The organism is Micromonospora sp. IBHARD003, assembly GCF_056106285.1.
Map to the genome: position 1 here is coordinate 1599905 of NZ_JBWBBX010000001.1, position 19928 is coordinate 1619832.

Below are 19928 nucleotides of genomic sequence, written 5' to 3' on the forward strand. Positions count from 1 at the left end.
CGCTGGTCTGTCGGCCTGTGCCACCGCCCCCGCGAAGTTCACCCGGCGGTGCACAGGGGCTCGGGCGCGCACCCCTGAAGCCGTAAGGTTGGTCCGTAAGCAAGGAAACGTCGGAAGGAGGCACTGGGTGATCGAGCTCGAGGGGGTTCCCGAGCTGATCGACCCGGTCATGGTGGCCGCGTTCGAGGGCTGGAACGACGCCGGCGACGCCGCCTCCACCGCGGTCGCGCATCTGGACCGGGAGTGGAAGGGGGAGGTGTTCGCGGCGCTCGACGCCGAGGACTACTACGACTTCCAGGTCAACCGGCCCACGGTGTGGCTGGACGGCGGGGTGCGGAAGATCACCTGGCCCACCACCCGGCTCTCCGTGGTCCGGATCGGCGGTGAGAAGCCCCGTGATCTGGTGCTGGTACGCGGGATCGAGCCGTCCATGCGGTGGCGCTCGTTCTGCAACGAGCTGCTGGGCTTCGCGCACGAGCTGGGCGTGGAGATGGTCGTGATCCTGGGCGCGCTGCTCGGAGACACACCTCACACCCGTCCGGTGCCGGTCAGCGGTGTCACCTCGGACCCTGACCTGGCCAGGACGATGGATCTGGAGGAGACCCGATACGAGGGCCCGACCGGCATCGTCGGGATCCTCCAGGAGGCGTGCACGCATGCCGGGGTGCCCGCCGTGTCACTGTGGGCTGCGGTGCCGCACTACGTCTCCCAGCCGCCCAACCCGAAGGCGACGCTGGCTCTGCTGAACCGGCTCGAGGACCTGATCGACCTCCGCATTCCCCTGGGCGAACTCCCGGAGGACGCACGGGCCTGGCAGCTGGGCGTGGACCAACTGGCCTCCGAGGACAGCGAAGTGGCGGAGTACGTCCAGACGCTGGAGGAGGCGCGGGACACGGCCGAGCTCCCCGAGGCCTCCGGGGAAGCGATCGCGCGCGAATTCGAGCGATATCTGCGGCGGCGTGACGGTGGTCCGGCAGGCCCCGGACAGCCACCGGGCGGGCTTGCGGCCGAGGGCGGTGACGGCGGCTCGTATCTGCGCGGCACGTCCAGCGGGCGGACTCGTCCGCCCAAGCCCCAACGGCTGGAGCCCGAGCACGGGCAGGCGGGCTCCGACGACGGCCCCGCCCCTGACTCGACGGAGCCGAAGGACTCGGCGGGTTCGGCGGGTTCGGCGGGTTCGGCGGGTTCGGCGAAGCCGGACGACTCCCGGGATTCAAAGGATTCGCAGGATTCGCAGGATCCGGCGGATCCGACGGATCCGACGGATCCGTCAGAGGACTGAACGGTCGGGGAAGATCGGGGCGGCGCCTGTCGGGCACCGCCCCGCTCCCGTGTCCGTACCCGCCCGTGCCCGACCGTCCGGCAATCGCCCCGGCGTTCGGCGGGCACTACAAGGTCAGGGGCAGCGGAACCGGGCCCCCGCCCAGTCGGCGTGGTCCCCGCTCTTGGAGCCGTTGGTATCGGTGACCTTGAGACGAACGTGCCGGGCGCCGGTCACGTCCACGTCGACGGGTACGGTCGGCGACGCCCCGCTCAGCCTGGACGACGTCCACAGCACCTCGCCGTCCGCCTCGACCGAGAAGGCCACCTCCCCATAGCCGTCGATCTCGTCGTCGATGCCGACATCGGCAGTGAACCCGCTGCACCGGCCGCCGAGATGGACCTCGATGTCGGAGTCGGCGTGCGCGCCGATCCCCTTCTCGTAGGTCGTGCCGGCAAGCGTGAGCGTCCGTCCGTCGCCGGCGGCCGACTCACCGTTGCTGCGGTCGCGTTCGGCAGGCCCCCACCCGTTGCCGGACGTCAGCCACACCAGTTCGCTCGCCCAGACATCACCGTTCGGCGGCTTCGGTACCACGGCGGTCGCGAACCGCTGGACGGCGGTGCGGGAGGCACCGGCCGAGCGGTAGCGCGCGGTGGCGGTCAGCGTCACCTCGCCCGGTGCCGCGTCGCCTGGCGCGGTGACCTTCAGGGCGATACGCCGAGTGGTCCCCGCGGGAACACGGGCGATAGGCCCGGCCGGTGTCACCTTCCAGCCGGCTGGCGCAGCCAGCGAGACCGAGACCCCCGTGGCGTCCCGGGTCCCCGCGGTGACGTCGACCGCGATCGTCCCTTCTTCCCCCGCGCCCAGCTCCTGCCCGATCGGCGCGGCGACCACCGCGGCCGCGCCAGGCACGGCACCGCCGACCGCGGCCGTGTCCTTCAGCACGAGCGAGAAGGCCCGGTCGGTGCGCAGCGGTTCGGTCTTGATCTTGACGACTCCCCCGCGGTCGCCGGCGTCGTACCACCATCCGCGAGGGGACCGCTCGAAGGCGGCCCCGGAAGCCATCCGGGGAAGCGAGCGCCCCCGGAGCACGACATCGCTCGGGGCGTCCCCGGTGTGCACGGTGAAGTGGTAGGGGCGGCCGGCCGCCTTACCCGTGAAGGAGCCCTCGCTCGCCCCGATCCGCACCGTCACGTCCCCCGCTCCCCGGCGCGGCGCGGCGACGTCGGCGCGCTGGGTGGCGTAGGCGCCGCCCCGGTGCTCGCGTGTCACTCCGTCGTCCTCGTAGAGCGTGAAGGACGAGCCGCCCCGGGGGTAGATGTCCCACGCGAGCGGTGACCCGGGTGCGCGGTCGGCGTAGGAGCGGATCCCGCCGGGCCACATGGGGACGACGGCCCCGGCACGGACGAACAGGGGCAGGGTGTCGAGCGGTGCGCTGTAGCCGTCGACGGTGGCGGGGCCTTCGTAGGTCCGTCCGCTCCAGTAGTCGATCCAGGTGCCCTCCGGCAGATGGATCCCGTCACGTCGCACGGTGTCCTGGTACACGGGTGCGACGAGGAAGTCCCTGCCGCTGAGGAAGGTGTACTTCGCCGCGTCCGTGGCCGCATCCGGGTCGTCGGGATACTCGAGCACCAGCGGTCTGGCGAGCCCGACGCCCGTCTTCGTGGCTTCGTGGGCGTAGGTGTAGAAGTACGGCAGCAGGGCCTCGTGAAGCTTGAGGTAGCGGCGGTTGACGGAGGTGTACGGCTCCCCGTGCCGGAAGGGTTGCTTGTCGGTGGGCGCCCAGCCGTCCATGGTCATCGTGACCGGGAGGAACATCTTCCACTGCAGATCCCGGGTGTACGTCCGGGGACTGCCGCCGAAGATGCCGTCGACGTCACCCGTGGTGTAGGCGAGGCCCGACATGGCTGCTCCCGCATAGGTCGGTATCTGCCAGCGGATGTACTCCCAGCTGCCCGCCTGGTCTCCGGACCACTGGACTCCGCAGCGCTGTGCGCCGGACCAGCTCTCGGGCGCCCAGGTGAAGCCCCGGGCGTCGCTGTGGGCCTCGATGCCCGCGTAGGCGTCCTTGCAGCCGTCGAGGGCGAACTTGTAGCCGGCCCCGACCCAGGCGACGTCGAGCTTGGCGACGCGCTGGCCGGCCCGTACCTGTTCGGCCAGTTTGTCGAGGCCGTCCTCGGTCCACAGGCCGAGCCGAGTCCCGCGCTGGACGAGACCCGTCGCGGTCTCGGCGAGATGCTCGTATCCGCAGCCGTAGCCGTCGTTGACGAGCATCCAGCCGTTCGGCATGTCGTGGGCGACGTAGCCGTCGGCGACCTTCAACGCGTCCAGGGTGCGCCGTTCACCGCGGTTGGCGTTGTGCAGATAGCAGTCGGCGTCACCGATCTCCAGGCCGTAGACGGGCGGCAGGAACGGCTTTCCGGTGAGCCGGGTGTACTGCCCGATGACGTCCTTCATCCCGGGCCCCGCGAAGTAGTAGGCGTCGAAGCGGAGTTCCTTCGCCGTGGTGGTCACCGGATCGCCGAACGCATAGGTGTTGGGGGCGTAGGTGTTGCGGTAGACGCCGTAGCCGGCCGACGACACGTAGAACGGCACGGAGTTGGGGTGACCGCCGTCGTTCCAGTTGTAGTCGACGCCGACCTCGACGGTCTTGCCGCGGTGCGAGGTGTTGCCCCGGCCGTTCTGCATGCCGGCGCCGTAGAACTGCTCGTCCGCGCCGCGCTCGAGGGTCTGGGTCGTGGTGGTCCCGCTCCAGCTCAGCCCGCGGGTCTCGGCCCACAGCCGGGTGCCGTCGGCGCGGTGGAGGGCGAAGCGCAGGGGCGACTTGTAGGCGCGCAGGGTCATCTGAGACGTGCTGAGCTCGTAGCGGTCGCCGCGGTCCTTCCAGTGGGTCGCGGGCGGTCCGCCCTGCGGGAGGACGATATCGGTGCCGGTCGGGTCGGTGAACGCGCCGTCGGGGGCGAGTTCCAGACGGAAGGTCAGCGGTGACACGAAGCTGACCCGGACTTCGGCCCGGCCTGCCGTCAGCCGGTAGACGGCCCCGTCGGCCGAGAATCCGGTGAGATCACCGACGGTGGTGGAAGGAGGGTCGCCGGCTGGGGGAAGACCGCCGGCCCGGGGCACACCGCCGGCTGCCGGAAACGGAGCGGCGACCACGGCGACCAGACCGAGCAGCGCCCCGGCGATAGCCGTCCCCACCCCTGCTCTGATGCGCATTGGTGATGGCATACGGCGTACTTAGCGCAGAAACGAGCATGGAACCAGGGGTGAGCCTGGAGGCAGGGCCGAAAAGCGACGGCGCCCCCGGGCTCCGGAGAGCTCCAGGGGCGCCGGACGCGCCGGACGGCAATGAGCCTGGTTACAGGGCGACACCCAGCAGGGCGTCCACCGCACGGGACACGAGACCGGGCGCGCCCTCGTCCGTCCCGCCCTCGGTCCGCTGGCGCTCGGCCCAGCGGTCGACGGCGACGAGTGCGGCCGGAGCGTCCAGATCGCTCGCGAGGGCTTCGCGGATCTCCTCGACCAGCGCGTCGGCCGACGGACCGTCAGGCCGCGATACGGCCGCGCGCCAGCGGCCGAGGCGGGCCTGCGCCTCCTCCAGGACCTGGTCGGTCCACTCCCAGTCGGCCCGGTAGTGGCGGGACAGCAGCGCCAGCCGGATGGCGGCCGGGTCGACGCCGTCACGGCGCAGGGTGGAGACGAAGACCAGATTGCCCTTGGACTTGGACATCTTCTCGCCGTGCAGCGCCACCATGCCGGCGTGCACATAGGCCTTGGCGAACGGGTGCTCGCCGGTGAGGACCTGCGCGTGCGAGGCGCCCATCTCATGGTGGGGGAAGGCGAGGTCGGAGCCACCGCCCTGGACGTCGAAGCCCATACCGAGGTGGTCGAGGGCGATGGCGACGCACTCGATGTGCCAGCCCGGACGACCCCGGCCCAGGCTTCCGCCGTCCCAGCTCGGCTCGCCGTCGCGGGCGGCCATCCAGAGCATGGGGTCGAGCGGGTTCTTCTTGCCGGGGCGCTCAGGGTCCCCGCCGCGCTCGGCGGACAGGGCGCGCATCACTTCGGCGTCGTAGCGGGAGACCTCCCCGAAGTGCGGGTCGGCCTCCACCGAGAAGTAGATGTCGCCGTCGAGCTCGTACGCGGCGCCGGCGTCGCGCAGCCGCTCCACGAGCGGGACGATTCCCGGTATCGCCTCGACGGCGCCGATGTAGTGCCTGGGGGGAAGCATCCGCAGCGCGGTCATGTCCTCCCGGAACAGGGACGTCTCGCGCTCGGCGAGCGCCACCCAGTCCTCGCCGTCCCGCTGCGCGCGCTCGAGCAGGGGATCGTCGACGTCCGTGACGTTCTGGACGTAGTGAACCTGCCGCTTGGTGTCGAGCCACACGCGCTGAACGAGGTCGAACGCGTTGTAGGTCGCCGCGTGACCCAGGTGGGTCGCGTCGTACGGGGTGATTCCGCAGACGTAGATACGGGCGACGGGACCGGGGTCAAGGGTGACGAGACCCCCGGTCGCGGTGTCGTGGATCCGGAGGTCGCGGCCCGTGCCGGGCAGGGCGGGGACCTCAGAAGCGGGCCAGGCATGCATGCCACGAGCGTAACCGGATGCCTGTTCCGGATACGAACCGGATACCGCTTCTTGGCCGGTGGGGCACTCTTGCGTGCGACGGTGACCTGGGAGTAAGAGAACCGGTCACAGCGGAGCGGTGCCCTGGGCGTACGGCTACACCGGCGGCCAGGGGATGGCCGGCCAGCTGCCCGAGGGTTCCGGGTGACGCCCTTCGGCCAGCAGCGCGGTCACCCGCGTCCGGACGGCTGCCACCTCGGCCGCCGTCAGCAGCTTCGCCAGCCGGCCGGCCAGGCCGGACCCGTCGTCGAGGGCGTCCGCGAGCGCACCGAGGGCGTCCGTGGCCTCCGCCGTCAGCGGTTCCCCCGCCCAGCCCCACAACAGGGTGCGGAGCTTGTCGTCGACGTTGAACGTGACGCCGTGGTCGATCGCGTACAGTCGGCCGTCCGCCGTCGGCAGCAGATGCCCGCCCTTGCGGTCGCCGTTGTTGATCACGGCGTCGAGCACGGCGAGCCGCCGCAGCCGCGGGTCGTCCGCATGGACGAGCAGCGCGGTGCGCCCCTCCCCCACATCGGCGAGGCCGACCGCCTTCCAGCCGTCGCCCGGCTCCTCGGCCTCGACCAGGGCGAGCAGCCCTTCGGCGGACGGATCCGCTTCGATCCAGAGCTGGACCATGCCCTCGCCGTACGGGCCGTCCCGCAGCACGGTCGGCGGTACCAGTCCCCATCCGGTCGCCTCGGAGATCTCGTACGCCGCGACCTCGCGCTGTGCCAGTGTGCCGTCGGGGAAGTCCCACAGGGGCCGCTCGCCGGCGACGGGCTTGTAGACGCAGCGCGCTTCCTCGCCGTCGTAGGACAGGGTGCAGAACAGCACCGCGTTGGACGCCTCACGGACCCGCCCCTTCACCGTCAGCTCGCCCTTGGCGAGCAGATCGAGAGCGGTCACGCTCCGCGGCGGTATCCGTTCTGGCGCGGACATACGTGTCCCTCCGGGTCGAGCGGCAGGCTGCACAGGGGGCACGGCGGCCGCCCCGCGTTCACGACGTCCAGGGCGCGCTTGGCAAAGGCCCTCGCCTGTACCCCGGTCAGCCGGACGCGCAGCATCGGCGGTCCGTTCTCCTCGTCCTGCAGCAGCCGTTCCTCGGCTTCGGCGAGATCCTCCTCGGAATCCGCGTCGAGCTCGACGAGCGCCTGCGCCTCGACGATCATGCGCTGTTCCTCGCCGTCCCAGGCGAGCGCCATGGTGCCGACCCTGAACTCCTCCTCCACCGGCGCGTCGAGCGGTGCGGTGTCGGCGATGTCCGTGGGCGCCATGGCGGGCACGGGGGCGTTGCCCCCGGTGCGCCGCACCACCTCGTCGAGCAGTTCGTCGATCCGCTCGGCGAGCGCCGCGACCTGGGTCTTCTCCAGGGCGACACTGGTGATGCGCCCTGACGCGGAAGCCTGCAGGAAGAACGTACGGCGCCCAGGCAGCCCGACCGTGCCGGCCACGAAGCGGTCCGGTGGGTCGTAGAGGAATACCTGACGGGGCACGTCCTGTCTCCCTTGAGAATCAGCGGGCTTTCGGCTCGTCCACCCTACTGCTCCGACCGATCACCGTGCGCCCGCGCCGCCCCCGACCACAGCGGCACCGTCCTGCCCCTCCGCAGGACGCTTGGCCGGGGTCAGGGATCCGAAGTCCCCTGTGTCGCCGAGCCGCAACAAGAAGGGCCGGATCCGTGTGTAGCGGATCGCCGTCACGGAGCACGGCTCGACATGGATGCGCTGGAAGAGATCGAGGTGCATCCCGAGCGCGTCCGCCACCAGGGACTTGATGATGTCTCCGTGCGAGCACATCAGGTAGACGGCGTCCTCGCCGTGCTCGTGCTCCATCCGCGCGTTCCAGTCGCGCACGGCGTCGACGGCACGCGCCTGCATGGCCCGCATCGACTCGCCGCCCGGGAACGCCGCGGCCGAAGGGTGGTGCTGGACGACCTCCATCAGGGGCTCGTCGGCGAGTTCGGCGAGCTTGCGGCCGGACCAGTCGCCGTAGTGGCACTCGCCGATCCGCTCGTCGGTGTGCAGCGGCAGGGCCGGGCGGGCGTCCAGCAACGGCTGCAGGGTCTCGAGACAGCGCTGCAGCGGACTGGTGACGACGGCGGCGAGTTCCACCCCGGCGAGCCGCCCGGGCAGCGCCGCGGCCTGCAGCCCGCCCCGCTCGTCGAGGGCGATCCCGGGCGTCCAGCCCGCGAGTACCCCGGCGGTGTTGGCGGTGGAGCGTCCGTGGCGTACGAGGATCAGCGTGGCCATGCTGGCCAGCCTAAGGGCTGTCCCGTGGAGCCTTTCGTCTGGATCTTGCCGGGCTCGCGTGCCCTGGTGCTGTGCCCGGCCGCCCCGGAGCGCCCGGGCCGCGGGACCGTGCGTCGGGCCCTGCGGGGGACACAGAGTCCGGAGGTGCGGGCCGGGCCCGGGCGCGGAAGAATGCGCGCCGTGATCGTGGATTGCGCCATCTACCGGGAAGGGCGCCGCACGAAGGGTCCCGACGACCTCTCCGACGCCCTCGCCCAGGCTCGCGCGAGCGGGGACGCCTTCCTGTGGATCGGTCTGTACGAGCCGACCTCGGAGGAGTTCGACCGCGTCCGCAGCGAGTTCGGGCTGCACCCGCTGGCCGTGGAGGACGCGCTCACCGCCCACCAGCGCCCCAAGCTCGAGGTCTACGACGACTCGCTGTTCGTGGTCCTCAAACCGCTGAAGTACGACACGGGGAGCGACACCGTCTCCGCCGACGAGGTGATGGTCTTCGTCGGTGACTCGTTCGTGGTGACGGTGCGGCACGGGGAGAGCGCCCCGCTGCATGCCGTAAGGCTGCGGTTGGAGGCCGACCCGAAGGTCCTCAGGCACGGCCCGACGGCGGTCCTGTACGCCGTCAGCGACGCCATCGTCGACCACTACATCGAGGTCGCGAGCGAGCTCCAGATGGACCTGGAAGGGCTGGAGGCGGAGGTCTTCGCACCCGAGGGGGGCGACTCCCGGAACACCGCGGCGAAGATCTACACCTTCAAGCGGCAGGTGCTGGAGTTCCGCCGGGCGACGGGGCCGCTGACGGCACCCGTGGAACGGCTCGCCGGCGCGTCGGTCCCCTTCGTCCACGACCACTCCCAACCGTTCTTCCGCGATGTGAGTGACCATCTGCTGCGGGTCAACGAACAGATCGAGGGTCTCGACCGGCTGCTGTCGGACATCCTGGCGGCGCATCTCGCGCAGATGGGGGTGCGGCAGAACGACGATGTGCGCAAGATCTCGGCGTGGGCGGCCATGGTGGCGATCCCGACGATGGTCGCGGGCATCTACGGCATGAACTTCGAGCACATGCCCGAGCTGCGCTGGACCTGGGGGTATCCGGCGGTACTGCTGGTGATGGCCGCGGTGGTGTACGGGCTGTACCGGCAGTTCAAACGCCGCGGGTGGCTGTGATCCGAGGGTGCCGGCACCGTGGCTGCGGGCACTGCGGCCGGGCGGGGCTCAGACGGCGGAGGCCGTCGTCGCCGGTCCTCCCCCTGCCTCCGGCGGAGGGACCCCGAGGGCGTTGCGCCGATCGGGCATCTTCAGACTGACCATGCGCCGCCAGCCCCCGGCGCGCTCGTAGACGTACATCCCGTGGATACCGGCGGCCAGGGCCGCCGACTTGGCCTTCGGCCAGTTCAGCAGCCTGCCCATGTGCGCCATGACGGCGAGGCTGACGTCCCGGTAGACGGTGACCTCGGTGAGGGCGCACTCACGCAGGGTGCTCTGGATGGTACGGCCGTGGCCCGCGTAGGCAAGCCGGAGCAACTCCTCGTGGCAGTAGGCCAGGTGGTTGTCCTCGTCGTGGCAGATCTGCCGGATCGCCCTGCCGACCTCGGGGTGATCGCCGAAGTACCTGACCAGCATGTCCATCTGGTCGGCGGCCCGCTGCTCGGTGACCCGGCTGTGCGAGAGGTAGACGATGATGTCCCGCTCGGTCAGAGGCTCGTCACGGCGCAGCTTGTCGTGGGCGAGTCCGATTCCGTGCTTCTCGAGGAGCATCGTGTAGTCGGTCTCGGGCGGGACCTCGACGGGGTCGAGTCCGCGCTTCTTGAGCAGCGCGTTGAAGATCCGGCCGTGCTTGTCCTCGTCCGCGCCGTGCCGGGTGATCTTCGGGGTGAGCTCGCGCATGCCCGCGGGCACCAGTGTGGCGATCCTGCCGTTCTCCCAGCCCCCCTGGGTCTCCCCGCTGGCCGCGATCGAGCAGAACAGCTGGTAGGAGTCGTCGTTGTCGAGGATCTCCTGGAACAGGCTTCGGGCCGAAAGCATCACTGCCACCTCCAGTCGGACATCCGCAAAGAACGAGTCAAATGCGGACAGGCCGGACAGGCAACCGATGAAGCGGACCGCTCCGCCGAAAGAAGGAGCGCGTGGGGGCGCCCCGGGCAAGCCGGGCACGCCCCTGTCGCTCACGCTCGCCCCGTGACCCGGGGCCGCCCGGCGCGTTAGACGTCGTGACGGCCGTGGCGGGGATGACCCCGAGCCCCCACCACGGCCGCAGGTCTGCCAGGGCGGCGCCGACGCCCTTACGCGAGCCCGGAGCGCTCCAGGGCGTCCGTGCCGGCTCGCAGGGCGGCGAGACGCTCGTCCAGCGTGAATCCCGCGGGGGCGAGGGTCAGCGTGGTCACCCCGGCCGCGGCGTACGCCTGCATCCGCTCGGCGATCCGCTCGACGGAGCCGAGCAGCGTCGTGGAGTCGATCAGCTCGTGCGGGACGGCCGCGGCGGCGCCGTTCTTGTCCCCGGAGAGGTACTTGTCCTGGATCTCCGCCGCTTCCTGCTCGTATCCCATGCGCTGGGCGAGCTGGTTGTAGAAGTTCTGCTTGCGGCTGCCCATACCGCCGACATAGAGCGCGGTGTACGGGCGGAACATGTCGGCGAGGCCCTTGACGTCGTCGCCGACGGCGAGCGGAACGGTCGGACAGACGTCGAAGCCCTCCATCGTCTTGCCCGCCTTCTCACGGCCCGCGCGGATGTGGCGGATCGCGGTCTCCTCGAGGTGATCGGCGGACGGGAAGATCAGCAGGGCGCCGTCGGCGATCTCACCGGTCTGCTCGAGGTTCTTGGGGCCGATGGCGGCGATGTAGAGGGGGATGTGCTCGCGCTCGGGGTGGACGGTGAGCTTGATCGGCTTGCCGGGGCCGCCGGGCAGCGGGAGGGTCCAGTGCTCGCCCTCGTAGGAGAGGCGCTCGCGCGTCATGGCCTTGCGCACGATCTCGACGTACTCACGGGTGCGGGAGAGGGGCTTGTCGAACTTGACGCCGTACCAGCCCTCGGAGACCTGCGGTCCCGAGACGCCGAGGCCGAGCCGGAAGCGGCCGCCGGAGAGCGAGTCGAGGGTGGCCGCCGTCATGGCGGTCATCGCGGGCTGGCGGGCGGGGATCTGGAAGATCGCGGAGCCGACGTCGATGCTCTCGGTCTGGGCGGCGACCCAGGCGAGAACGGTCGGGGCGTCGGAGCCGTAGGCCTCGGCGGCCCAGCACACGTCGTAGCCGAGCCGGTCGGCCTCCTGCGCGACGGCGAGGTTGTCGCCGTCCATGCCGGCGCCCCAATAGCCGAGATTGATGCCGAGCCGCATACCGCTCCCCTTACCGATGAGTAACGTCGTTCTCGCGGACTCTAGCGCGGCGGCCCCGGATCCGTCAGGGGTGACCGGGCGGTGGCGGGGGCCCGGTTCGGGGGCGAGTTGTCCACAGGGTCGCTCGGAGTGGGGCCCTGGCCAGTAATCTCGCCGCCATGGAGCAGAGGCATCTCGGCCGTACCGGCCTGCGTGTGTCCCGGATCGGGCTCGGCACCCTCACCTGGGGGCGGGACACCGACGAGCACGACGCCGCCGACCAGTTGAAGGTCTTCTGGGAGGCAGGCGGCACGCTGGTCGACACGGCCGATGTGTACGGAGGGGGCGAAGCCGAGTATCTGCTCGGACAGCTCGTGGAGCGGCTGGTGCCCCGGCGCGATCTGGTCATCGCCACGAAGGCGGGGAGCGTGCTGGAGCCGGACCGCAGATTCGACGCCTCACGGGGACATCTGCTGTCCGCTCTGGACGCATCCCTCGAACGCCTCGGCACGGACTACGTGGATCTCTGGCAGATCCACGCCTTCGATCCGCTGACGCCGCTGGAGGAGACCCTTCAGGCCCTCGAACTCGCGGTGAGCAGCGGACGCGCACGGTACGCGGGTGTGTCGAACTTCTGCGGCTGGCAGCTGGCGAAGGCCGCGACCTGGCAGCTCGCGGCTCCGGGCATACGGACACGTCTCGCGAGCACCCAGATGGAGTACTCGCTGCTCCAGCGCGGGGTGGAGCGCGAGGTCCTGCCGGCCGCCCTGGACCTCGGTGTGGGCCTGCTGCCGTCGTCCCCGCTCGGACGCGGTGTGCTCACGGGCAAGTACCGGACCGCGACGCCGGCGGACTCGCGCGGGGCCTCGGAGATGATGTCCGCCTTCGTCGAGCCCTATCTCGACGACGCGGCGAGCCGCATCGTCGACGCGGTGGCGACCGCGGCGGACGGTCTGGCGACCACCCCGCTCGAGGTGGCTCTCGCCTGGGTGCGGGACCGGCCGGGAGTGGTGGCCCCGATCGTCGGTGCACGCAGCGCGCAGCAGCTCACGGCGGCACTGTCAGTGGAGGGCCTTAGTCTTCCTGACGAAATCTGCCAGGCGCTCGACGATGTGTCGGCGCCCGTGCACCGCTATCCCGACCAGGACTGGAGCACGCTGTGACTGCGCAACCCGGGGCGACCCCCGGCCCCCCGGCGGACGAGCCCGAGGACGCTGCCCTCGCGGAGGAGCCCGGTGGCGGCACCGGGCAGCCACCGGCGCCTGGCGGTGACGGCCCGGCGGTGGACGCCGGGAGTGCGGTCCAGGAGGACGCGGCCGGGGGCGACGCCGACGACACCGCCGGGCACGGCGGTGCTGCGGACGACGGCGGCGCTGCGGACGACGGTGGCGCCGCGGACGACGGTGGCGCCGCGGACGACGGTGGACGGACCGGCGACGGAGCGCTGTCCGAGACCGAGGCCGAACTGGCCGCACAGCGTGAGCTGCGGGAGCGGATCGAGCGGCGCAAGGCGGAGAAGGACGGGCCGGTCGAGGCGGGGGCGAAGCTGAGCGGGACGGCGGCCGAACTGCTCGCGGCCGTGCGGGCCGTCGAGAGCGGGCAGCGGCCGGAGAAGGCATTCTTCGAGCAGCCCGCCGCGCCGCGGCCTCCGGCGGCTTCGTCAGTGCCGCTCCCGGTGCGGCCCCCGATGCCGGACCCGGAGCGCGGCCCCCGGAGGCCGGCTCCGGCGGCCGTGGCCGCGGTGCTGGAGGTGCTGGTCTCGGGCGGCGCCCCCGAGGGGCTGGCGGAGCGGGTCGCCGGTGTGCTCGGCGAGCAGGCCGCGCAGTCGCTCCGCGAGGATCCCTGGCAGCTGCTGGCCGTGCCTGGGGTCCGGCCCGAGCAGGCCGACGGGTTCGCGAGAGCCCTGCTCGGCGCGGAGTGCGGCCCGGGCGACCCACGGCGGTCCGTCGCTCTGGTCGCCTGGCTGCTGGAGCAGTCCGCGCAGCAGGGAGACACCGCCCTGGAGGCGTCAGCCGTGCGCAAGGCCCTCGCCGGACGCTCCGTACCCGAGCCGGAGGAGGCGTTGGAGCATGCCATCGCCGAGGGTGCCGTCCTGGTGTTCCAGGACGGACCGGAGCAGCATGCCGACGCCGAGGAGGCCGACGGTGAGGACGGCGACGCCGAGGCTTCCGAGCAGGAGCAGGCGGCCGCACCGGTCCTGGTGGGGCTCGACCGGTATGCCCTCGCGGAGGAGAGCCTCGCCGACGGTCTGGCCCGACTGGTACGGACCGGTCCCGACGACACCTGGGACGGACCCGAGCTGGTGCGTGCCTCCGGCGGGCACGGCCTGGTACTGCACACGGGCGGCGAGGCGGCCCGCGCGGAGCCCATGTCCTTGGTCGAAGCGGCTCGTGTCCGCGGGCTGCGCGCCCTGGTCGCGACCGACAGCGAGAACGGCCGCCGACGGCTCGGCCTCGCCGACGCCGTCACCGTGCAGGGGCTGCTGGCCGGCACACAGGGCCCGGGCCGTGACGACGACGGCGCCCTCGCGCTCGATCTGCTGGCCGTGCTGGACGCACCACAGCTGGACGTCGAGACCGCGGCGATGCTCGTGGAGTCGCTCCCCGACGGCAGCCGGCTGGTGCTGAGCGGTGACCCGGGGGTGCTGGGGTCCGCGGGTGCGGGCCGGGTGTTCGCCGATGTGCTGGCGGCCCGGGTGTGCCCGCACATCGCCTCGCGCGTCCCCGACCCCGGACCGATCGGAGAGCTGGTCTCCGGCATCGGGATCGGTGAGCTGCAGCAGGTGGAGGCACCGGGCAAGGAGGTCGTCATCGTGCCGGTCCGGGACGCCGGCGAGGCTGTGCACCGCACGGTCCAGCTGGTCGCGGACTCGGTCCCGAGGGCGATCGGCGTTCCGGCCGACCGCACCCAGGTGATCACGGTCGGCCATGGCGGCTCGGCGGGCACCCGCGCGCTCAACGCGGCGCTCAAGGAGCGGCTCAACCCGGGCCCGGGCCGGTTCGGCGGCTTCGACCCGGGCGACCGTGTCGCATACGTCCCCGCCGCCGGACGCACCCTGTGCGGCACCGTGGTCTCGGCCGACGCGGAGGGCCTGCGCCTCGACTGCGAAGGCACGCCCGTCGTCGTCCCGAAGGAGCAGGTCGGCACGGCGCTGCGGCACGGCTGGGCCCTCACGGCACACCAGGCGGCGGGAAGCCGCTGGCCCGCCGTGGTCGTCGTCCTCCCGGGGGATGCGGCACAGGGTCTGAGCCGTCCGTGGGTCTACACCGCCTTCAGCCGCGGTGAGCGGCACCTCTCGGTGGTCCATGGTGTGGACCAGGCCCTCGCCCACGCGGTGGCCCACGTCCCGGCCCAGGACCGCACGACCCGGCTGCGCACCCTGCTGGAGGGGCTGCTGGTGCCACCGAGCGCTTAGGACAGGACCGAGGTCCCGCCTTGTCCCCGGCCACGCCCTGCCCCGTCCGAGCCGGGGCAGCGGTCGGGGACAGGCCCGGGTCAGGGAGCCGGGCTCGCGGCCGGGGCCCGAGGGCGGTCAGGTGCCCGCCGTGTCCATATCGTCCAGGTCTTCGTCCAGATCGTCTTCGTCGAAGACGGAGCTGACGTCGAAGCGGCAGACCACGCGCTCCGGATCCGCCTGATCGAAGGGAGTGCTCAGCCACTCCCCCGGCTCGGGCAGTTCGTCGGCCGCGGACACCCACAGCGTGGAGTCGCCCTCCTGCAGGCCGAACTCCTTGTGGCGGGAGGCGATTTCGTCCGGTTCGAACTCACCGAAGAGCACACCGAGCGCCGCGTGCACGCTCGTCCCGACCACGGCCGCCGTGCGCTCGGAGGTCGCGTCCCGGTCCAGGTCGGCAACACGCTGGGCCTGGGCCAGCAGGCGCTGCGGCTCGGCCACGGCATAGTCGCGTCGGATGAGCACGCTCACGGCATTCGGTTCGTCGGGTCCGGCATAGGGCGGAAGGGAATCGTCCGCTCCGGGAATCTCGAAAGGAGTGACTTCGTCGTAGCGGTCATAAAGTCGTTCGTCGTACGCCTCGGCCGCGGCGGCGAGGGCGTTGAAGGCGTCGTAGACCGCCGGGTCGTCCTCTCCCGTGCGGCGTTCTACCGCTTCGAGGTGACGGTCCAGCGCTGCTTTGACCGCCTCGGCGGCGGCGCGAACCTCGGCAGCCGTGGGCTGCGCAGGAGCGGATGCATCAGACATAGGGCAGACGCTATCCGTACCAGGGCTCTGCCCGCACAATAGATGCGATGCCGGAATACGAATTTGTCGACGTGTATGTGCCCCGCGGAGTCTCTCGCAAGGAGGCGGCCCGTCTGCTGACCGAGCATGCCGAGTACGGACACTGGGAGTTGGACCGACTGAGTCTCCACCGGGACGGCAGTCGGAAGGTGCGGCTGCGCCGGCGCATCATCCGCCAGGTTCGCGCCACATGGTGAGATCCTGCTGCACGAAAGACGGATCGGGCCCGCTGCTGCGGGCCCGATCCGATTCCACGCCGCTGAGTGAGGATATGGTCACGCGGAGGCGCGGGCCTTGCGGTAGATGACCGCACCGCCGAGGAGCAGTCCGGCCCCCATGGGGATCGCCAGGCCGAGCGACCCGGCGCCGGTGTGCGCGAGCTGGTCGGTGTTCCTGGGCGGGGTCACGGTGTTGGTGCCCGGTACGTTCGGAACCGAAGGCTCGACCGGAGTGCCAGGCCGACCCGGCTCTCCGGGCTCACCCGGCTCCCCAGGCTGACCGGGTTCCCCAGGCTCACCCGGCTGACCGGGTTCCCCAGGCTCCCCCGGCTGACCGGGCTCTCCGGGTTCACCCGGCTCCCCAGGCTCCCCCGGTTCCCCAGGCTCACCCGGCTCCCCCGGTTCACCGGGGTTGTCGCCGCCCCGGCCGTTGCCGCAGTCGTTGCCGACAGCGCCGTTGCCGAGGCCGCCGATCGTGACGCTGTTCCCGCATGCGTTCACAGGAACGTCGACGGGCACTTGGACCGTGTTGCCGGATCCGACTCCCGGGGAGTTCGTCGTCCCGCCCTCGGCGTGGGCGCCCCGGCGGTTCTCCCCGGCATTGACACAGCGGTTTCCGACCGCGGGATTCAGCACCCCGACGACGTTCACGGTGTTGCCGCAGACGTTGACCGGGACGTGCACCGGAACCTGGACCGTGTTCCCGGAGAGGACACCTGGTGAATCCGACGCGGTGCCGTGGGCGTCCGCACCCCCGTGCGCGTGCGCGTAGCCGCCGCTCAGGGCGAGCACTCCGCCCGCAGCCGCGATGGTGATCAGGCCTTTTCGCGTGACCTGTCGCATAGGTAGTTCCCTGCCTTCTGACTTCGGAACGCTCCCGGGCACCGTCGCCCGGAGGCGGAATGTCAGCGGCCCCGGAGTACGCGGCGCGCACTCCGGGGCCGCCGGACTCCTCACGAGTCGTGATGCAACATCACGCGTTCTGGCAGTAGTTGCCGAAGGCCGGGTTCAGCAGCCCGATCACGGAGACCGTGTTGCCGCAGACGTTCACCGGCACGTGGATCGGCGCCTGGATGACATTGCCGGACAGCACACCCGGGGACTGCACGGCGGCACCCTGAGCACCCGAGTCGGCGACGGCCATCCCCGCACCCGCGAGAACCAGACCACCGGTGGCAGCCGCGACAGCGACGACCTTCTTGATCATTCTTCCTCCTAGTTGGCAATGCGATCCCAGCCGCGGACCGCACACCCTGTAACGAGGAGGAAGTAATGGAGCTACTAGCGTATGGTCCCATTCACTCTTTTCAGTCAAGTACGCACGCGCGGCCGAATTTCCGGGTTGTCATCCCCCGGGGTCGACCGGCTCCTGCCAGGCCCGGCCTGCTCGCGTCCCCGGGGCCGCTCAGCTCGCGTCGAGGAAACGGTCCAGCACCCGGACGCCGAACCTGAGGCCGTCGACCGGCACCCTTTCGTCCACCCCGTGGAACATTCCGGCGAAGTCCAGCTCCGGCGGCAGCTGCAGCGGCACGAAACCGAAGCAGCGGATGCCCAGATCGTCGAAGGACTTGGCGTCGGTACCGGCGGAGAGCATGTACGGCACGGCCCGCGCGATCGGGTCCTCGGCCTTCAGCGCCGACTGCATCGCCTCCACGAGACCGCCGTCGAAGCTGGTCTCCAGCGCCTTGTCCGCGATCACGTCCTCGCGCTTCACACGCGGCCCGAGGAGCCGGTCGAGCTCGGTCAGGAACTCCTCCTCGTACCCCGGCAGGAAGCGCCCGTCGACATGGGCGGTGGCCTGTCCGGGGATCACGTTCACCTTGTAGCCGGCGCCGAGCATGGTGGGAGCGGCCGAATTGCGCAGCGTCGCCCCGATCATCTTGGCGATCCCGTTCAGCTTGGCGAGCGTGGCCTCCATGTCCTCCGGGTCGAGCGGGGTGCCGAGCGCGTCGGACAGTTCGTCCAGGAAGGACCGTACGGTCTTGGTCACCCGCACCGGCCAGGTGTGCCGTCCGAGCCGTCCGACGGCCTCGCACAGCTCGGTGATGGCGTTGTCGTTGTTGGTCATCGAACCGTGCCCGGCGGTGCCCTCGACGGTGAGCCGCATCCAGTGCATGCCCTTCTGCGCCGTCTCGACGAGATAGAGCCGCAGGTTCTCGTTCACGGTGAAGGAGAAGCCGCCGACCTCTCCGATCGCCTCCGTGACCCCCTCGAAGAGGTCCGGGTGCTTGTTGACGAGATACCGCGCCCCGTAGGTGCCGCCCGCCTCCTCGTCCGCCAGGAACGCCAGGACCACGTCACGAGGTGGCTTACGCCCGCTGCGCAGCCGGTCCCGTACGACCGCGAGGGTCATCGCGTCCATGTCCTTCATGTCCACGGCGCCGCGGCCCCAGACGCAGCCGTCGGCGATCTCACCGGAGAACGGATGGTGGGTCCAGTCGTCGGCGTTGGCCGGGACGACGTCGGTGTGGCCGTGGATGAGCAGCGCAGGCCGGGAGGGGTCCTCGCCCTCGATCCGCGCCACGGTGGAGGCGCGCCCCTTGTGGGACTCGATGATCCTCGGCTCCAGGCCCACCTCGGCGAGCTTCTCCGCGACGTACTCGGCGGCGGCCCGCTCACCCGGGCCCGAGTGGTCGCCGTAGTTGCTGGTGTCGATCCGGATCAGATCGCGACAGAGGTCGACGACCTCGTCCTCGCCGGAGATCGTCCGGCCGGTGCTCGACTCGCTCACGCTCTTTCCTCCCGCTGTCGCTCGGTGGTCCCCCACATCCTCCCCCCGCTCCCGCCTCCGTCCCAAGGGCGCCCGCGCGCCGACACACACCCGTCACGGGCCCGCCCCTGGCGGCGGCGCCCGCGGCGTCCGGGGCGTGATCGAGCACCCCCGAATGTTTGCTATGGTTTTCCACGTCGGAACGGCCGAGGGCCGGAAGACAGACACCTTGTCCGGGTGGCGGAATGGCAGACGCGCTAGCTTGAGGTGCTAGTGCCCTTTATCGGGCGTGGGGGTTCAAGTCCCCCCTCGGACACCACCAAGGAACCCCAGCTGAGCTGGGGTTTTTTGCATTTCTGGCAGACAGCACGGGACGGGGTACGGGAGCTGTGGGACGCAGACGACGGGTGGCGCCGCCGGCGCCGCTGCCACAGCGGGACGGCATCGATCCCGTGCGCGTTCGTCTGCCCGCGGACCCGGGGGGCGCCTGGCCGACGGTGCGGGAGCATCTCGTCGAGCGCTTCGGGGCGGCTGTGGGCACGGAGCGGGTGGAGGAGATGCTGCGCGAGGGACGGTTCGTCTCGACGGACGGTCCGGTCACCGGCGACGAGCCGTACACCCCGGGCCGCCTTCTGTGGTTCCACCGGGATTTCGCGACGGAGGAGCGCGTGCCGTTCGAGGTGGGCATCGTGTACCGGGACGAGCGCCTGGTGATCGCCGACAAGCCGCACTTCCTCGCCACCACTCCGCGTGGCCGGCACATCACCGAGACCGCGGTCGCCCGGCTGCGCCGTGAACTGGGGCTGCCCCATCTGCAGCCCGCACACCGGCTCGACCGGCTGACGGCGGGGCTCGTGCTGTTCGTGGTGCGCCCCGGGGACCGGGGGGCCTACCAGACGCTGTTCCGGGACCGCCGGGTGCGCAAGGAGTACGAGGCGGTGGCCGCGTACGACCCGGCGGTCGCGCTCCCGGTCACCGTCCGCAGCCGGATCGAGAAGGAGCGCGGGGTGATTGCCGCCCGGGAGGTACCGGGCGAGCCGAACAGCGAGAGCCGGATCGAGCTGCTGGAGCACCGCGGCGGGCTCGGCCGGTATCTGCTGGTGCCGGCGACCGGGCGGACCCACCAGCTGAGGGTGCATATGAACCGCCTGGGGCTCCCCATCCTGAACGACCCGGTGTATCCGGTGGTCCAGGACGTTCAGGATGCGGAGCCCGGGGGCCGGGCGGACTACTCCCGGCCGTTGCAGCTGCTCGCACGGTCGCTGGCGTTCACCGATCCGCTCACCGGGCAGGAGCGCCGCTTCGAGAGCCGGCTGGTGCTCCCGGCCTGGTGACG

Annotated in this window: 16 protein-coding genes, 1 tRNA gene and 1 pseudogene; 7 read left to right on the forward strand and 11 right to left on the reverse strand. The window is 71.3% G+C overall.

Annotated elements, in window-relative coordinates; genetic code table 11:
• Positions 1-127: 127 nt before the first annotated feature.
• Positions 128-1117, forward strand: a pseudogene (locus ACTWOL_RS07065) (PAC2 family protein); the annotation flags it as partial.
• A gap of 279 nt (positions 1118-1396) precedes the next feature.
• Here the strand turns inward: ACTWOL_RS07065 and ACTWOL_RS07070 are convergent.
• The 5 genes from ACTWOL_RS07070 to ACTWOL_RS07090 form a co-directional block, all read right to left on the reverse strand.
• Positions 1397-4477, reverse strand: coding sequence for an NPCBM/NEW2 domain-containing protein (locus ACTWOL_RS07070; RefSeq protein ID WP_474295455.1), 3081 nt, complete (start codon positions 4475-4477; stop codon positions 1397-1399).
• A 142-nt stretch (positions 4478-4619) separates the two neighbouring features.
• On the reverse strand, positions 4620-5849 hold the full coding sequence (gene mshC / locus ACTWOL_RS07075; protein WP_474295458.1) for a cysteine--1-D-myo-inosityl 2-amino-2-deoxy-alpha-D-glucopyranoside ligase: 1230 nt from the start codon (positions 5847-5849) through the stop codon (positions 4620-4622).
• Between the two features lie 135 nt (positions 5850-5984).
• On the reverse strand, positions 5985-6773 hold the full coding sequence (locus ACTWOL_RS07080; RefSeq protein WP_474295460.1) for an SCO1664 family protein: 789 nt from the start codon (positions 6771-6773) through the stop codon (positions 5985-5987).
• Positions 6770-7360: a DUF3090 domain-containing protein gene (locus ACTWOL_RS07085; protein WP_474295462.1), complete on the reverse strand. Its 591-nt coding sequence runs from the start codon at positions 7358-7360 to the stop codon at positions 6770-6772. The genes ACTWOL_RS07080 and ACTWOL_RS07085 overlap by 4 nt, the downstream gene beginning before the upstream one ends.
• Before the next feature lie 60 nt (positions 7361-7420).
• On the reverse strand, positions 7421-8125 hold the full coding sequence (locus tag ACTWOL_RS07090; protein ID WP_474301108.1) for a histidine phosphatase family protein: 705 nt from the start codon (positions 8123-8125) through the stop codon (positions 7421-7423).
• A 171-nt stretch (positions 8126-8296) separates the two neighbouring features.
• Between ACTWOL_RS07090 and corA the strand changes: the two genes are divergently transcribed.
• A complete protein-coding gene (gene corA / locus ACTWOL_RS07095) occupies positions 8297-9280 on the forward strand; it encodes a magnesium/cobalt transporter CorA (protein ID WP_474295465.1) in 984 nt (327 codons plus the stop codon).
• A gap of 48 nt (positions 9281-9328) precedes the next feature.
• Here the strand turns inward: corA and ACTWOL_RS07100 are convergent, their stop codons facing one another.
• Both ACTWOL_RS07100 and ACTWOL_RS07105 read right to left on the reverse strand, forming a co-directional pair.
• Positions 9329-10138, reverse strand: a complete 810-nt coding sequence (locus tag ACTWOL_RS07100) for a hypothetical protein (protein ID WP_474295467.1) — start codon at positions 10136-10138, stop codon at positions 9329-9331.
• A 257-nt stretch (positions 10139-10395) separates the two neighbouring features.
• Entirely contained in the window at positions 10396-11445 is a 1050-nt protein-coding gene (locus ACTWOL_RS07105; RefSeq protein ID WP_474295469.1) for an LLM class F420-dependent oxidoreductase, read from the reverse strand.
• 158 nt (positions 11446-11603) lie between these two features.
• Between ACTWOL_RS07105 and ACTWOL_RS07110 the strand changes: the two genes are divergently transcribed.
• Both ACTWOL_RS07110 and ACTWOL_RS07115 read left to right on the forward strand, forming a co-directional pair.
• Positions 11604-12587: an aldo/keto reductase gene (locus tag ACTWOL_RS07110; RefSeq protein ID WP_474295471.1), complete on the forward strand. Its 984-nt coding sequence runs from the start codon at positions 11604-11606 to the stop codon at positions 12585-12587.
• Positions 12584-14839 carry a helix-hairpin-helix domain-containing protein gene (locus ACTWOL_RS07115; RefSeq protein WP_474295473.1) on the forward strand — a complete coding sequence of 752 codons (2256 nt, stop codon included), beginning with the start codon at positions 12584-12586 and terminating at the stop codon, positions 14837-14839. The genes ACTWOL_RS07110 and ACTWOL_RS07115 overlap by 4 nt, the downstream gene beginning before the upstream one ends.
• A 117-nt stretch (positions 14840-14956) precedes the next feature.
• On the opposite strand, the gene ACTWOL_RS07120 is transcribed toward ACTWOL_RS07115, so the two are convergent.
• Positions 14957-15625: a hypothetical protein gene (locus ACTWOL_RS07120; protein ID WP_474295475.1), complete on the reverse strand. Its 669-nt coding sequence runs from the start codon at positions 15623-15625 to the stop codon at positions 14957-14959.
• A gap of 47 nt (positions 15626-15672) precedes the next feature.
• Here ACTWOL_RS07120 and ACTWOL_RS07125 point away from each other — a divergent pair, with 47 nt between their 5' ends.
• Positions 15673-15861 carry a DUF5703 family protein gene (locus ACTWOL_RS07125; protein ID WP_474295476.1) on the forward strand — a complete coding sequence of 63 codons (189 nt, stop codon included), beginning with the start codon at positions 15673-15675 and terminating at the stop codon, positions 15859-15861.
• A gap of 78 nt (positions 15862-15939) precedes the next feature.
• Here ACTWOL_RS07125 and ACTWOL_RS07130 read toward each other — a convergent pair whose 3' ends face one another.
• From ACTWOL_RS07130 to ACTWOL_RS07140, 3 genes are all read right to left on the reverse strand, one after another.
• Positions 15940-16725, reverse strand: coding sequence for a chaplin (locus ACTWOL_RS07130; protein ID WP_474295478.1), 786 nt, complete (start codon positions 16723-16725; stop codon positions 15940-15942).
• Positions 16726-16855: 130 nt separating this feature from the next.
• Positions 16856-17089, reverse strand: a complete 234-nt coding sequence (chpH, locus tag ACTWOL_RS07135; RefSeq protein ID WP_474295480.1) for a chaplin ChpH — start codon at positions 17087-17089, stop codon at positions 16856-16858.
• Positions 17090-17287: 198 nt separating this feature from the next.
• Entirely contained in the window at positions 17288-18613 is a 1326-nt protein-coding gene (locus ACTWOL_RS07140) for a M20/M25/M40 family metallo-hydrolase (protein ID WP_474295482.1), read from the reverse strand.
• 210 nt (positions 18614-18823) lie between these two features.
• Between ACTWOL_RS07140 and ACTWOL_RS07145 the strand changes: the two genes are divergently transcribed.
• Both ACTWOL_RS07145 and ACTWOL_RS07150 read left to right on the forward strand, forming a co-directional pair.
• A tRNA-Leu gene (locus ACTWOL_RS07145) sits at positions 18824-18911 on the forward strand.
• A gap of 133 nt (positions 18912-19044) precedes the next feature.
• Positions 19045-19926: a pseudouridine synthase gene (locus ACTWOL_RS07150; protein ID WP_474295484.1), complete on the forward strand. Its 882-nt coding sequence runs from the start codon at positions 19045-19047 to the stop codon at positions 19924-19926.
• Positions 19927-19928 lie beyond the last annotated feature (2 nt).

What these genes read in the sequence shown, in the direction of transcription:
- ACTWOL_RS07070 (WP_474295455.1), bottom strand. Translation starts at nt 4,477, where the DNA reads ATGCGCATCAGAGCAGGGGTGGGGACGGCTATCGCCGGGGCGCTGCTC.
- mshC (WP_474295458.1), bottom strand. Translation starts at nt 5,849, where the DNA reads ATGCATGCCTGGCCCGCTTCTGAGGTCCCCGCCCTGCCCGGCACGGGC.
- ACTWOL_RS07100 (WP_474295467.1), bottom strand. Translation starts at nt 10,138, where the DNA reads ATGCTTTCGGCCCGAAGCCTGTTCCAGGAGATCCTCGACAACGACGAC.
- ACTWOL_RS07105 (WP_474295469.1), bottom strand. Translation starts at nt 11,445, where the DNA reads ATGCGGCTCGGCATCAATCTCGGCTATTGGGGCGCCGGCATGGACGGC.
- ACTWOL_RS07110 (WP_474295471.1), top strand. Translation starts at nt 11,604, where the DNA reads ATGGAGCAGAGGCATCTCGGCCGTACCGGCCTGCGTGTGTCCCGGATC.
- ACTWOL_RS07120 (WP_474295475.1), bottom strand. Translation starts at nt 15,625, where the DNA reads ATGTCTGATGCATCCGCTCCTGCGCAGCCCACGGCTGCCGAGGTTCGC.
- ACTWOL_RS07125 (WP_474295476.1), top strand. Translation starts at nt 15,673, where the DNA reads ATGCCGGAATACGAATTTGTCGACGTGTATGTGCCCCGCGGAGTCTCT.
- ACTWOL_RS07130 (WP_474295478.1), bottom strand. Translation starts at nt 16,725, where the DNA reads ATGCGACAGGTCACGCGAAAAGGCCTGATCACCATCGCGGCTGCGGGC.
- chpH (WP_474295480.1), bottom strand. Translation starts at nt 17,089, where the DNA reads ATGATCAAGAAGGTCGTCGCTGTCGCGGCTGCCACCGGTGGTCTGGTT.